Annotated in this window: 11 protein-coding genes; 6 read left to right on the forward strand and 5 right to left on the reverse strand. The window is 59.6% G+C overall.

Going from position 1 to position 13,196, the window contains the following annotated elements; all coding sequences use genetic code 11:
* Window positions 1-7 precede the first annotated feature (7 nt).
* Window positions 8-1,675: a lysine--tRNA ligase gene (locus tag AC1DXO_RS12175; protein WP_476978419.1), complete on the reverse strand. Its 1,668-nt coding sequence runs from the start codon at window positions 1,673-1,675 to the stop codon at window positions 8-10.
* Between the two features lie 364 nt (window positions 1,676-2,039).
* On the opposite strand from AC1DXO_RS12175, the gene AC1DXO_RS12180 reads away from it, so the two are divergent.
* The 5 genes from AC1DXO_RS12180 to AC1DXO_RS12200 all read left to right on the forward strand — a co-directional run bounded on the left by AC1DXO_RS12180 (window position 2,040) and on the right by AC1DXO_RS12200 (window position 7,103).
* Entirely contained in the window at window positions 2,040-2,465 is a 426-nt protein-coding gene (locus AC1DXO_RS12180; RefSeq protein WP_476978420.1) for a MerR family transcriptional regulator, read from the forward strand.
* A 33-nt stretch (window positions 2,466-2,498) separates the two neighbouring features.
* Entirely contained in the window at window positions 2,499-4,289 is a 1,791-nt protein-coding gene (locus AC1DXO_RS12185) for an acyl-CoA dehydrogenase C-terminal domain-containing protein (RefSeq protein WP_476978421.1), read from the forward strand.
* A 175-nt stretch (window positions 4,290-4,464) separates the two neighbouring features.
* Window positions 4,465-5,793, forward strand: a complete 1,329-nt coding sequence (locus tag AC1DXO_RS12190) for a serine hydrolase domain-containing protein (protein WP_476978422.1) — start codon at window positions 4,465-4,467, stop codon at window positions 5,791-5,793.
* Window positions 5,794-5,832: 39 nt separating this feature from the next.
* Window positions 5,833-6,768 (forward strand): DUF5700 domain-containing putative Zn-dependent protease, encoded by a 936-nt coding sequence (locus AC1DXO_RS12195; RefSeq protein ID WP_476978423.1) that lies wholly within the window; start codon window positions 5,833-5,835, stop codon window positions 6,766-6,768.
* Window positions 6,765-7,103, forward strand: a complete 339-nt coding sequence (locus AC1DXO_RS12200; RefSeq protein ID WP_476978424.1) for a hypothetical protein — start codon at window positions 6,765-6,767, stop codon at window positions 7,101-7,103. The genes AC1DXO_RS12195 and AC1DXO_RS12200 overlap by 4 nt, the downstream gene beginning before the upstream one ends.
* 115 nt (window positions 7,104-7,218) lie before the next feature.
* On the opposite strand, the gene AC1DXO_RS12205 is transcribed toward AC1DXO_RS12200, so the two are convergent.
* Window positions 7,219-7,701, reverse strand: coding sequence for a redoxin family protein (locus tag AC1DXO_RS12205; RefSeq protein ID WP_476978425.1), 483 nt, complete (start codon window positions 7,699-7,701; stop codon window positions 7,219-7,221).
* A gap of 112 nt (window positions 7,702-7,813) precedes the next feature.
* On the opposite strand from AC1DXO_RS12205, the gene AC1DXO_RS12210 reads away from it, so the two are divergent.
* A complete protein-coding gene (locus tag AC1DXO_RS12210) occupies window positions 7,814-8,443 on the forward strand; it encodes a YqgE/AlgH family protein (RefSeq protein ID WP_476978426.1) in 630 nt (209 codons plus the stop codon).
* 805 nt (window positions 8,444-9,248) lie between these two features.
* On the opposite strand, the gene AC1DXO_RS12215 is transcribed toward AC1DXO_RS12210, so the two are convergent.
* The 3 genes from AC1DXO_RS12215 to AC1DXO_RS12225 all read right to left on the reverse strand — a co-directional run bounded on the left by AC1DXO_RS12215 (window position 9,249) and on the right by AC1DXO_RS12225 (window position 13,195).
* Window positions 9,249-11,063 (reverse strand): putative bifunctional diguanylate cyclase/phosphodiesterase, encoded by a 1,815-nt coding sequence (locus tag AC1DXO_RS12215; protein WP_476978427.1) that lies wholly within the window; start codon window positions 11,061-11,063, stop codon window positions 9,249-9,251.
* 153 nt (window positions 11,064-11,216) lie between these two features.
* Complete coding sequence (locus tag AC1DXO_RS12220) at window positions 11,217-12,488, reverse strand: M16 family metallopeptidase (RefSeq protein ID WP_476978428.1); 1,272 nt, start codon at window positions 12,486-12,488, stop codon at window positions 11,217-11,219.
* Window positions 12,485-13,195 (reverse strand): SURF1 family protein, encoded by a 711-nt coding sequence (locus tag AC1DXO_RS12225; protein WP_476978429.1) that lies wholly within the window; start codon window positions 13,193-13,195, stop codon window positions 12,485-12,487. The genes AC1DXO_RS12220 and AC1DXO_RS12225 overlap by 4 nt, the downstream gene beginning before the upstream one ends.
* Window position 13,196 lies beyond the last annotated feature (1 nt).

Below are 13,196 nucleotides of genomic sequence, written 5' to 3' on the forward strand. Positions count from 1 at the left end.
GCTGCCCTTACCCTACCAGCTCGCCCGCTATGCCCTGTTCCAGCAAGGCGATGGTGCGATCGAGGCCGAAGATTGCCACGAACGACCCAAAGCGCGGCCCTTGCGACTGCCCCAACAAGACCTCGTACAGCGCCTGGAACCAGGCTCGCAACGGCTCGAAGCCGTGGTTTTTGCCGACCTCGAAGACCAGATTCTGCAGAGTCTCAGCGTCATTCGTCCCAGCTGGCAACGCCCTGAAGGCTGCAACCAGATCAAGCATAGCCGCCTTTTCGACATCGGTCGGCAAACGGAAGGCCTTGGTCGGTTTGACGAAGTCCTCGAAATAATTCAGCGCATAGCCGGCCAGGCGATCGAGCAGCGGTTCCGATTCAGGTGTTGCGCCCGGAATATAGGCGCGCAGGAACCCCCACAGAGTCTCCTTGTCTGCGGCATTGGCCGCCGACACCAGATTCAGCATCAAGCCGAAGGTGACCGGCATGCCTTTGCCGACCTCGGCGCCACGCAACACAAACCAAACCGGGTTTTCGATCTGCTTGGCCGGTTCCTGTTTCGGGAAGGCTTCGAGCTGTTGCAGGAACTCATCCGTGGCGCGCGGAATGACGTCGAAATAGAGCTTCTTGGCCGATTTCGGCGACTGGAACATGTAATAGGCCAGGCTTTCCGGCGCGCCGTAACGCAGCCAGTCATCCATGGTCAGGCCATTGCCCTTCGACTTGGAAATCTTCTGGCCCTGTTCGTCGAGGAACAGTTCGTAGTTAAAGCCTTCAGGCGGCACGCCACCCAGAATCTTGCACACCTGCGACGACACCTTGACCGAGTCGATCAGGTCCTTGCCGGCCATTTCGTAGTCGACGCCCAGGGCCGCCCAGCGCATGGCCCAGTCGGGCTTCCACTGCATCTTGACGTGACCGCCGGTCACCGGCACCTCGAAACGCTCGCCGTTTTCTTCAAAGACGATCGTGCCCGCGGCCACATTACGTTCCAGGGTCGGGACCTGAAGCACATGGCCGGTCACGGGCGAAATGGGCAGGAAGGGCGAATAGGTCGAGCGCCGGTCTGGACCCAGGGTTGGCAGCATGACGCCCTGGATCTGCTCGAAACGATCCAGCGCCGTTAGCAGGGTTTGGTCGAAAACACCGCTCTTGTAACACTCGGTCGACGACAAGAATTCATAAGTAAATCCAAAGCCATCAAGAAATTTCTTGAGACGCGCGTTATTGTGCGCACCAAACGACGGATATTCACCGAACGGGTCACGAACGACCGTTAAAGGCTTGTATAGATCTTCATGCAGAACGTCAGGATTGGGGATACCTTCCGGCACCTTGCGCAGGCCGTCCATATCGTCGGAGAAGCAGATCAGGCGGGTCGGCCAAGCATTGCCCGTCATGGCTTCGAAGGCCTGGCGGACCATGGTCGTGCGCGCCACTTCGCCGAAGGTGCCGATATGCGGTAGGCCCGATGGACCGTAGCCGGTTTCGAAAATCACCGGGCGACCGAGCGCTTCGTACTGCCCCAGAGCTTCGTCGGTTTTGCCGGCCTCGATAAGGCTCAACGCACGTTTTTGCTCCTCATGCCCCTGGATGCGCGATTTGATCAGGCGCGCAATCAGGGCGCGGGCCTGTTCAAACGGCCATGCACGGCCAGCGTAAGCAAGGGGAGCAAGAGAAGACATAATCGGGAAAATACCTTTGGAACATTGATGTTGCGCTGCCTTTAAGCCGGGCACGGGAGTCCGTCAATGCGAGAGGCAAAGAGTCTGCCCACAGATTTGCACAGATTAGCACAGATTAAGAAAGGCGCTTCGCGCGGCAGAAAGGGTTCAGCTTTCACGAGCAAAACAAGACTCTGAAAAATCTGCGAAAATCTGTGCAAATCTGTGGGGTGAATCCTGCAACGGGCTCCGCACCGCGCAGCCCTTCCGGGCAGACTATTCCGTAGGGGCAACAAAATTGTTGACGTAACGGTCAAATCCCAATATCTTTACGTTGACGTCAATGTAAACTTTTGCCATAAACTCCCATCACAAGAAAATGCCCATGGAAACGCCACACAAGGATCTGCACCGCACCTTTTCGATTCGTCAGCTCTCGAAGGAGTTCGACGTCACCGCCCGCGCGTTGCGCTTTTACGAAGACAAGGGCCTGATCTCACCCGAACGCAAGGGCCAGACGCGCATCTATTCCGCCCGCGACCGGGCGCGTTTGCAACTGATCCTGCGCGGCAAACGACTGGGTTTCTCCCTGGTCGAGATCCACGAAATCCTCGATCTCTACTCACCGAAAGACCACGGGGCATCGCAGATGCGCGCCACCCTGGTCAAGTATCGCGGGCAGATCGAAACCCTGAAGCGCCAGCGCGAAGATATCGATGCGGCGATCCACGACATGCAGGACGGCTGTGTCTGGCTGGAAGGCGAGATACATAAGCTGGAAGCTGAAAATTTGAGTGAACACAAAGCTTAAGCACACTATATAGATCTACAGGATGAATGTCAGATGGCCTATCAAGCCCCGGTCCGCGACTATCAGTTTCTCATCGCGGACGTCTTCAAGACCGACCAATATCATAACCTGAAGGGTTTCGAAGACGCCGATTCCGCCACTGTGTTCGCCATCCTGGAAGAGGCCGCCAAGTTCACCGAAGAGGTGGTTCATCCGATCAATATCAGCGGCGACAAGGAAGGCTGCACGCTTGACCCGGTTACCCATGAGGTGACAGCGCCGAAGGGATACAAGGAAGCCTACAGGGCGCTGGTGGAAGCCGGCTGGACGGCCTTGTCCGGTGACCCGGCCTATGGCGGTCAGGGCCTGCCGCACTTCGTCAACACCGCCTTCTCTGAAATGCTGTCGGGCGCCGGTTCGGCTTTCGGCATGTATCCCGGCCTGACCGAAGGCGCCATATCGGCCCTGACGGCCGGCGGTACGCAGGAATTGAAGGATCTGTACCTGCCCAAATTGATCTCCGGCGAGTGGTCGGGGACGATGAACCTGACCGAACCGCACTGCGGCACCGATCTGGGCTTGCTGCGCTCGAAGGCAGTGCCGGCGGCGGACGGAACCTACAAGGTCAGCGGCCAGAAGATCTGGATCTCGGCTGGCGAGCACGACTTTACTGGAAATATCTGCCATCTGGTTCTGGCGCGGATCGAAGGCGCGCCAGAGGGCGTGAAGGGGATTTCGCTGTTCCTGGTACCCAAGTTTATACCCGACGCGGACGGTAATCCGGGTGCGCGCAACAGCCTGCAATGCGCCGGGCTGGAACACAAGATGGGCATTCACGGCAATTCGACCTGCGTGATGGTCTATGAAGAGGCGACGGGCTATCTGTTGGGCGCGCCGAACGAGGGGCTGAAGATCATGTTCTACATGATGAACAATGCCCGTTTCGGCGTCGGCCTGCAGGGGCTGGCAATCGGCCATGCCGCCTATGTGGCGGCGACACAGTTCGCCAAGGAACGTTTGCAGGGCCGGGCCCTGACGGGGCCTAAGTCGCCGGACAAGCCGGCCGACAGCATCCTGGTCCATCCGGACGTACGGCGGATGCTTTTGGAATCGCGCGCCCTGATCGAAGGCGGGCGGGCCTTTCTGATGTGGGTGGCGTTACAGGCCGATTTCGCCCACGTCAGCGAAGACGAAAAAACGCGTGAAAAAGCAAATGACTATATGGGTTTGCTGACGCCCGTAATTAAGGCTTACCTGACGGAAAAGGGCCTGAAGGTTACGCAGGACGCGATGCAGGTGCACGGTGGCTCGGGCTTTACCGAGCACTTCCCGGCGTCGCAATATATGCGCGATGTACGTATTACCTTGATCTATGAAGGCACCAATGGTGTCCAGGCCCTCGATCTGGTCGGACGTAAATTGCCGTCGAAGGGCGGCCGGGCATTGCAGACCTTCCTGGGCGAAATCGACGGCTATGTGGCGTCGGAAGAGGGTTCGACCGCGGTGCCGGCCTATGTGAAGGCCTTGAAGGAGACCAAGGCCAAGCTGATGGACGGGACGATGTGGCTGATGCAGAACGGCATGGGCAATCCCGACAATGCGGCGGCCGGATCGCTGGATTACCTGCATCTCTTCGGATTGACGTGCACCGCCTATATGTGGGCGATGATGGCCAAGGAGGCCCAGACGAAGATCGCCGAGGGTTCGACAGATCCGTTCTATGCGTCGAAGCTGAAGGTCGGACGTGTCTTCCTGGAGCGGATTTTGCCGGACGCCGATGCGCATCTGGCGAAGATGAAAGGTGGCGCCGAGGCGATTATGGCGCTCGAAGACGAACTGTTCTGAGCCCACTGCCCCTTTTTGACTTCCACTTGAAGTCTAAAAGGGGCAGTTCGTTTCCAGATCGTTATTCTGAAAAAGTTTTGGGGTGCAGGGGTCCGAGACCCCTGCCCTTTTTCTTTAAACTGTCGCGCCTTGCTGTTAGTGTCATGGTTAACCCAGCAGGCAGCGGACCTCAAAGATGCTCAAACGGATTCTCACCGGTATTGTTGCCATCCTGGCCGTCGTTGTGATCGGCGCCGGAGCCTGGCTCGAAGCCGCGCCACCGGAATTGTTGCGCGTCGGCGACGGTTATGCCGCTAAAATTGTCTGCTCCAACCTGTTCCTGACGGGTCGAGACGCCGAAAGCGTGCTGGGTGACGACGTCCAGGCGCCCGGCAATCCGGTGCTGAAGCTGGTAACCGTCAAGGTCGAAGGCGACGTTGTAACCGCTCGCATGGCCGGCTTGTTTGCGCCGGGCGTCGCCGTGCATCGCCCCGGCCTGGGCTGTGTCAGCGTACCCGATGGCGATGTCACCAAAGTGCTGGGGATCAGCCAGCCCGACATAACGCCGGCGGAGCAAGGGGCGCCTGTCGCACCCGAAGGCAAGCTGGCTGCTGTTCTTGGCGACGCCGCCCTGACCGGTCCGGGTATGCGCGCCGTGGTCGTTATGAAGGACGGCCAGGTGATCGGTGAATCGTATGGCAAGGCCTTCACACCCAACACGCGGTTGCTGGGATGGTCGATGACCAAGACGGTCAATGCCGCGCTGTTGGGCCGGGTCGTGGCGGATGGCAAGCTGGGGCTGGACGATGCGGCGCTGTTCCCCGTGTGGCAGGACGGACGCAAGGCGATTTCGGTGCGCGACCTGGCGGCGATGAAGAGTGGGCTGACTTTCGACGAGGACTACGGCGATGTGTCGGACGTGTCGCGCATGCTGTATCTGCAGCCCGATATGGCCGGATTTGCCGCCCATCAACGGTTGCATGACACGCCCGGAGAAAAGTTTCACTATTCGACCGGCACCAGCCTGATCCTGGCGCGCCTTTGGATGGACAGGATTGGCGACCGCCAGGCCGCCCTGGCCTTCCCGCGTCAGGCCCTGTTCGCGCCGCTGGGCATGACCAGCGCGGTTTATGAGACCGACGAACACGGCACCTATGTCGGCGGCTCCTATCTGTATGCGACGGCGCGTGACTGGGGCCGGTTCGGGCAGTTCCTGATGCAGGATGGGGTATGGGAAGGCAAGCGCCTGTTACCCAGGGGCTTTGTCGCGTTGATGCACACGCCGAACGGCGACAAGGAAGGCTACGGCCAAATGCAGGCCTGGGTGAAGGGGCCCGGTGAAAGCGATACCGGCAAAAGCGCCGGGCTGCCCGCGGACGCCTTCTGGCTGCGCGGTCATGACGGCCAGACGGTGACGATTATTCCGTCCGAGCATCTGGTCATCGTGCGGATGGGCCTGACACCGTGGGACCTTGGCTATCGGCCGGAAGCCCTGGTCAAGGCCGTGGTTATCGCTACGCATTGACGGCTTGCGTTTACGTCGAAGTCGCGTCAATCATGGATCATGAAGCTGAATCGCCGCCTGTTTCTCGTCAGTATAGCCGTCACCGCCGCGGGGCCCGCCTTTGCGGCATCACCCAGACCCATCGACCTGATGCGCGATTTCTGGCCCATCTATTATGGTCCGCTAAAGGCCGGTGACGCTATGGAAGCGCGCGTGGGCGCGCTGCAATCGGCGTTTTTCGAGCGCTATGCCGACATCTATGAGGGCGCCGGAGTCAAGGTCAGCGACGAGCGCCTCTCCAAGTGGCTGCCGCTATTCGACGCCATGGCTGCGGATGTTCGCCACCTGTGGCACGGTTTCGCCAGGGACTATCACGCCCATCAAAAGCATTTCCGCAAGGCATTGCCGGATTTCGATGAAGACAAGGCGCCGGTTTATCTGATGCCGTCACTGTTCAACTTCGACGGCCACCTGCAACCGTGGCAAGGCAAGGTGCCGTTGTTCCTCGGGCTGGATGGGATCGTGAAATACCACGGTGCCGGGGCGGACTTGTCGGTGCTGCTGGACCATGAATCCTTCCACCTGTACCAGGCCCAGATCTATCCTGAACAGAGCCTGGACGAAACGCCGGCGGTCTATGTCGCCTTGTGGATGGAGGGTTGCGCCACCTACGCCAGCCAGGTGATGAACCCCAAGGCGTCACGGCTGAATGTCCTGCTGGATGACAAGCCGCTCAGTCAAGCCACATCGGAGACGGTTCAGGCGACGATCATTGATATGCTGGGTTGTCTGGAGTCGCGCGACGAGAAGGACTATGGCCGGTTCTTCTACGCCAATAACAAAAATCTCAGCCTGTCTCGGTCGGGCTATCTAGTGGGATTTCTGTTGGCCGAGCGCATCGGAAAACGCATGACGCTTCAGGAGATGGCGCGCGTGCGGAATGATGCCTTGCTGCCGTTGATTCGGGCTGAACTGGAAGCAATGAGGACGTCATGACGACGACCCGAACGCTGTGGCGGCCAGTATGGGCGAAGGAACTGGAGCAGATTGAAGCCTGCGGGATGCGCGCTTTCCCGCCGACAGAAGGCAGTCTATTCTTGTGTAGCGAAGTAATTGCCATCAAGATCGCCCGAGACTGGCATGGGGCGCCAATGCATCCGGGCAGAGTAACGAAGTTCGAAATTCGCACAGACTACTTGGTGCGTTATGATGCTCTGGCAGGTGCTGAGCCACTTAAATCCTATTTAATTCCGCCCGAGGATTTTCCGGCTTTCAACGAATCCATCATCGGCGTGATCGAGGTCGTGCACCAGTTTCCTAGAATAATATAAGACGCAGGAGGCGCAGCCTCCTGCACCTCGATACATATTCATAGAAAAAGGCCCGATCTTTGGGCCCTTTTTCTATGAACATATTATGGGGTCCAGGGGGCCGTGCCCCCTGGCCTTACAAATTCTCCAGCACATACTCCGCCGCCGACACGCGGAACTCGCCCTTGGCTTCGACGAACAGCTTGTCGACCACGCCGTCGCGGACAATCATGGCGTAGCGTTGCGAGCGCAGGCCCATGCCGAAGCCCGAACCGTCCAGTTCCAGGCCCACCGCCCTGGCGAAATCACCACTGCCGTCGGCCAGCAGTACGACTTCGCCGGCAATGCCTTGGTCCTTGGCCCAGGCCTTCATGACGAAATAATCGTTGACGGACGTACAGGCGACGACATCGACGCCCTTGGCCTTGAAATCGGCCACGTGGTCTTTGAAGCCCGGCAGATGGCGCGCCGAACAGGTCGGGGTAAAGGCGCCAGGCACGGCGAACAGGACCACGGTCTTGCCGGTAAAAAAGTCGCGCGACGGCGTGGCCTTCGGGCCCGCCTCGTCGACCACGGTCAGGTTCATGTCGGGGATGGCGTCGCCGGATTGAATGGTCATGTCTGGGGCTCCTTAAATTCGCCTTAGCTGCGCCCTATATAGGCTAAACCGCGTCCAGACCAAGACGCGTGCGGTAATATATGTTAGGCTATCGACAAAGGATCGGGTGCAGATGAACCAGAACGACGCCAGCGAGCCCACGGCCGACCACCACTCCTATCAAGGCAATCTTCTGATCGCCATGCCCGGCCTGTCGGACCAGCCGTTCGACCACAGCGTCATCTATGTTTGCCAACACGACGCCGATCATGCCATGGGCCTGATCCTCAACCAACCCATCAACGGCCTGAACTTCGGCAAGATGGTCCGCGAACTGGGCATCGACAGCGGCGATCGCGCGCCTTCACTCCAGCGAATTTTCCGCGGTGGGCCGGTCCAGAATGATCGCGGCTTCGTCTTGCACAGCCTGGACTACCAGTTGGATAATATCACACTGAACCTGGGGCCGCCGTTTATCGTCCGTGACAATGGTGAAGAACAGGGCGTCGGACTGACGGCGTCACGCGATATCCTGGTCGATCTGTCGAGCGGCACGGGGCCGGCACGTACCCTGATTGCGCTGGGCTATGCCGGTTGGGGGCCCGGGCAACTGGAAAGCGAGATGAGCCAGAATGCCTGGCTGGTGGCGCCGGCCACCCAGGAACTGATCTTCATGAGCCCGCCGGAACAGCTCTATGCCGCGGCTCTTGGGACGCTGGGCGTGGAGCCCGGCCATCTTTCAGGTGCGGCCGGGCGGGCGTAAGGGCTGGATCCGCAGATTACGCAGATTCTTAAAATCTTCTGTACTGTGCCTAGGCTTGCGGCGGTGCTGATCGCACGTACGTTGCCCGTTAACCCGGCCCCGACATTTGAACACGACCTTCTTCGGGAGCGATGATAGAATTGGTTATGATGGACGCACGGGCCTATTGGTCTCCGCTATTTGAGCTGAACAACACGTTGCGCTTCTGGGTCCGTGTTGCCTGGAGAGATGGCGCTTTGACGGAGCCAGGTGAATGGGGACAACTCCTGCTCATGCCGGTAGACGGTTATCTAGAGGGGCCAGATGGTCCGTGGCCGCTCCGAGATGTCGAATGGGTGGACGTGTCGACGAGCCTAGTCAAGGCCAAGAGGATCGGCGTTGCGCCAAACCTCGCCGGGACTAGAAGATATGAGTACTCGCTGAAATTTATCGAAATAAAGGACGCCATCCTTGCTGGCTTGCAAGGAACGGAGCTCAGTTGGGAGTTACGTGAAAGCACCTGGAATTGGGAAGGTGTGTTCGAAGAGAGAGCCGTGGAGGTGGTCCGTTTCGTGAACCCTTTCGGGCCGCTGACAAGGCCTTAAGCATAGAAAAGGCGGCACCGCAAAAATTGTTACCAGACACTTCCAGCTTTGTCGTAAGCGACTGAATATATTGAACTTATGATAGAATAACCCCTCTGTCAGCGACGCGCCAGTTGCCTCAAGCTGCGTTTTTCGGCGGGGCTTGCGCTGCCACCTCCCCCAATTAGCAATCTCTTCGCAAGGAAGGGAAAGGTGAAATCTGCGTAATCTGCGGATAAGATTTAGGCGCTCAAGGCATCAGGCTTGACGCCCAGGGACTGAACCAGAAAAGCTTCAGCCTCGGTGGCTTTCAGGGCCTTGGCAAAGCCCCAGCCCTGCCCCATCTGGCAACCCAGTTTGGCCAGGCGATCGGCCAGATCCATGTCCTCAACGCCTTCCGCCACCACGTCGAGGCCGAAGTCGCGGCCGAGAGTCAATATTGAGCGGACGATCTTTTCGGACGATGGCTCGGTCTTCATGGTGGCGACGAACGACCGGTCGATCTTGAGCGTATCGAACGGCAGCTTGGCGAGATAGCTGAGCGACGAGAAGCCTGTGCCGAAATCATCCAGCGCGATACCAGCGCCGGCGTCGCGCAAGGCCTCCAAAACACGGGCAGACGCCTGCGGGTCACGCATGACGTCGCTCTCGGTCACTTCCAGCTTGAGGCATTTCGGCGGCAGGCCGGCGTCGCGGATCAGGCGCGAAACGTCTTCGATGAGATGCAGCCGTTCGATTTCCGGCGCCGACAGGTTGACGCTGATGAAGAAACCTTCCGGCAAGGCGTAGGCCTGCTTCCAGCGACTGAGCACCTTGACCGTGGCGTTCATGATGATGGTGCCAAGGTCGATCATCATACCCAGATCGCGGGCGGCGCCCAGGAAATGATCGGGCGGGATGATGCCGCGCTTGGGATGCACCCAGCGCGCCAGGGCTTCGAAGCCGGTAATGCGGCCGGAATCAAGATTGACGATCGGCTGGTACCAGGCCTGGATCTCACCGCTGATAAAGGCCTTGCGCAGTTCGCCTTCCAAAGCCAGGCGCGTCAGGCCGTCGCTTTCGAGGTCGCGCTTGTAGGAAGCGACGCCACCGGCGCCCTTGGATTGGGCCGCTTCGACCGCCATTTCGGCGCGCCGCAGCAGTTCGGCGGATTCAAGCGCGTGCTCGCCACCTTCGACCGCCACGGCGCCCATGGAAAATGTTGGCTGAATATCGAATCCGGCAACATTGATCGGACGTTCCAAAGCGTTGCGCATGCGCTCGGACACGCGCGGAAATCCGCGAAGCGTCAGGACGGCGAATTCGTCTTCGCCAAGACGCGCCAGAAGGGCATTGTCCGGGAAGGCATCGCGCAGGCGCAGGGTCAGCAGTTCGAGGACGATGTCGGCACGTTCGTGGCCCAGGGCCTCGTTCAACCGCCGGAAACGATTGAGGTCACCGACGACCAGATCGTAGTCGCCCGGCGTGGTCAACAGTTGACGCGCCGCGTGAATAAAGCCCTGGCGATTTAACAGGCCGGTCAGTGGATCGGTATGGATGTCCTGCAGCGGCAGGCCGTCGCCCACCTGGACCTCGGACAGCCGTGTGCCGCCATGCAGGCCGATATCGCGGCTGAGGTCGGTGACTATACCCAGGACCTGGGTCTTTGAAACGCGACGCCCCTTCATATAGACCAGGCGATGATCCTTCAGGCGCAACAAGCAGTGAATATGGCCATCGGCCGGGCCGGCACTGCGGACATCGAGCGTTCTGAAAACCGTGTCGAGGCGATCGACTTCTCCAGCCTCGAAGGCTGGGTCGAGGTCGTCGAGAAACGCCCGGCCCCACAAGGGCGGAAGGCCCAGATGTTTGAGATCGCCCTTGAATTCGAACAGGCGCTGACTGAGGTCATAGGACCACAGCAGGGTATCGGCGCCGTCCAACGCCTCCATTTGGGTGTGGCGGCTGTCAAGCGACATGCGTGGCTGAGCTCTTGAGTCGGCATTGCTCAGGAGTTCGTGACCCGATCGGCCCGACGGTCCGCCCATTTTCCAGCCGAAGAGATTGATGTCCGACATCGCCCCACGCATTTACAGCCCAATTCCACGCCAATCTTAACCATAAGAGGTTAGTTTTCGGCTAAGAAAAGGCAGGAAATACAAGGGAACCCTGTTATTTAAGCTGCTGCAAACGGTTGCATTTATTGCAGCTCAAGCTGCAATGGCGAAGCATCATTGTAGCTTGGAATAAGGGAGAGCTACGGCCTTGGGTCCCAGCAGGGCGCTGGCGAATTCTGTTTGGGTAGCGATCGCGCCGCCGACACGTACCAGATCGTCACGGCTGACCTGGTCGATGTCCGCCGCCACCTCGTCCAGCGTGAAAACTTTGTCGAAAGTCGACAACTGGCTGGCAAAGGCGCCGGCGCGCGAAGCCGCCCCTTCGAAATTCAGGAATAGCGAGGTGGTGAACTGGGCCTTGGCGCGCTCCAGTTCCTGCGGTTTGGGGTCGGTAGCCAAATCGGCCATAACCGTCCGGATCAGGTCGATCAGCGGCAGGACATCCTTGGGGGCACACCCGGCATAGATGCCGAATATCCCACCATCGCGATATGGCGTGGTATAGGCGTCGATGGCGTAGGCCAGGCCCCTCGCCTCGCGTGCTTCCTGGAACAGACGTGACGCCATGCCGCCGCCAAGGATTTCTCCGAAGAGGCGCAGCGGAATGATGTCGGGATCGAGCCGGCCCACGGCGTTGAACCCCAGGGTCAGGTTGCCCTGTTCGATCTTGCGTTTGTGGGCGGCATGGCGGCCGGTAAAGCGCAACTGTTCGGTTGCGCCAAAACCAGCATGGGCGTCAACCGAGTCGATATAGGACCGAGCAGCGGCATAGACCTCTTCGGGGGTTACGCCGCCGGATACGCAGATCACGATACGGTGGGGGGCATACAGGGTCTCGGCAAAGGCGCGTAAAGCCTTGGGCTCAACCGGTTTCAGGCTGGCCTTGCTGCCCAGAATGGGCCGCCCCAGGGCCTGGCCTTCAAACATGGCACCTTGCAGCAGGTCGAAGACATAGTCATCGGGCGCGTCGTAGGCTTCGAGAATCTCCTGCTCGATAACCTTTTTCTCGCGCTTCAGTTCAGCCGCGTCGAGGGTCGAACGAAACATCAGGTCGGTGACGATCTCGAGCGCCAGCGGCATCAGCGAGGTCAGGCCGCGGACTTCGAAACGCGTGTGTTCGTAGCCGGTCGAGGCGTTGATGGTGCCGCCCTTGTGCTCGATCGCCTCGGCCAGGGCGCGGGCATCACGACCGCCAGCTCCCTTGAACACCATATGTTCCAGCAGATGCGCCCAGCCTGACTGAGTCTCGGTTTCGAAGCGCGCGCCGCCATAGATCAGGGCCGAGCAGGCAAAGGTCTTCAGGCCGGGCATGGGATCGACCAGCAGGCGCAGGCCATTGTCGAAACGGTAGAGGGTCTGACCGGCCAGAATCGGTGACTGCTTCACGCCTTGCGCATCCTCTGCACCACAACGCCGATAAAGACGCCAATAAGCGCCCAGGCCAAGCCAAACCAGGTCAGGGCATATTCGAAATGGCGATTGACCAGGGGCGCGGTCAATTGTCCCTGCTGCAGGCCGTCGACGGCGATATGCGAGGCCGCGAGATCGGCGACCAAAAAGTAGTCGCCGCGCACCGGCGTTTTCAGCCAGGCACCCATTTCGGCCGGCGAGCGCCAATACCAGTCGTTGGCGGAAGGGCTGTTGGGCGGTGTCACGAGACCGGCCTTGTCCAGCGGGCGCAGCCGGCCGACCAGGTTGAGGACATGCGGCAGGCGGTCGCCGAGGTCGAGCTTGACGTCCTGGGCGACAAAACCGAGATCGATCAACAGCTTGCCATTGCCCGCCGGACAGGCCGTCAGCGCGCGATATCCCAGCTGACCGTCAGCCTGACTGTGCATGTAAAGGATACGACCGCTATCGAACGGGCACGAAGGCAGGACGGCTGAGCGCCAATCGGGTTTGGGATGTCCGATCAGTTCCGTAACCGGAACTGGCGGCAAGGCCTGAGTGCGCGCCATTTCGGCGATCAGGTCTTCTTTCCAGTGCAGGCGCTGAATTTGCCAGATACCCAGTCCGTTGAGCAATGCAAAGGCAATCAGGACCGTGATCGACAGGCCGCGCGGCGCCGCCTTGATGAAATCCATAACCGACATA

Source organism: Asticcacaulis sp. P2_C5 (assembly GCF_056404555.1).

What these genes read in the sequence shown, in the direction of transcription:
- AC1DXO_RS12215 (WP_476978427.1), bottom strand. Translation starts at nt 11,063, where the DNA reads ATGTCGGACATCAATCTCTTCGGCTGGAAAATGGGCGGACCGTCGGGC.
- AC1DXO_RS12180 (WP_476978420.1), top strand. Translation starts at nt 2,040, where the DNA reads ATGGAAACGCCACACAAGGATCTGCACCGCACCTTTTCGATTCGTCAG.
- AC1DXO_RS12210 (WP_476978426.1), top strand. Translation starts at nt 7,814, where the DNA reads ATGAACCAGAACGACGCCAGCGAGCCCACGGCCGACCACCACTCCTAT.
- AC1DXO_RS12200 (WP_476978424.1), top strand. Translation starts at nt 6,765, where the DNA reads ATGACGACGACCCGAACGCTGTGGCGGCCAGTATGGGCGAAGGAACTG.
- AC1DXO_RS12190 (WP_476978422.1), top strand. Translation starts at nt 4,465, where the DNA reads ATGCTCAAACGGATTCTCACCGGTATTGTTGCCATCCTGGCCGTCGTT.
- AC1DXO_RS12225 (WP_476978429.1), bottom strand. Translation starts at nt 13,195, where the DNA reads ATGTCGGTTATGGATTTCATCAAGGCGGCGCCGCGCGGCCTGTCGATC.
- AC1DXO_RS12205 (WP_476978425.1), bottom strand. Translation starts at nt 7,701, where the DNA reads ATGACCATTCAATCCGGCGACGCCATCCCCGACATGAACCTGACCGTG.
- AC1DXO_RS12195 (WP_476978423.1), top strand. Translation starts at nt 5,833, where the DNA reads ATGAAGCTGAATCGCCGCCTGTTTCTCGTCAGTATAGCCGTCACCGCC.
- AC1DXO_RS12185 (WP_476978421.1), top strand. Translation starts at nt 2,499, where the DNA reads ATGGCCTATCAAGCCCCGGTCCGCGACTATCAGTTTCTCATCGCGGAC.
- AC1DXO_RS12175 (WP_476978419.1), bottom strand. Translation starts at nt 1,675, where the DNA reads ATGTCTTCTCTTGCTCCCCTTGCTTACGCTGGCCGTGCATGGCCGTTT.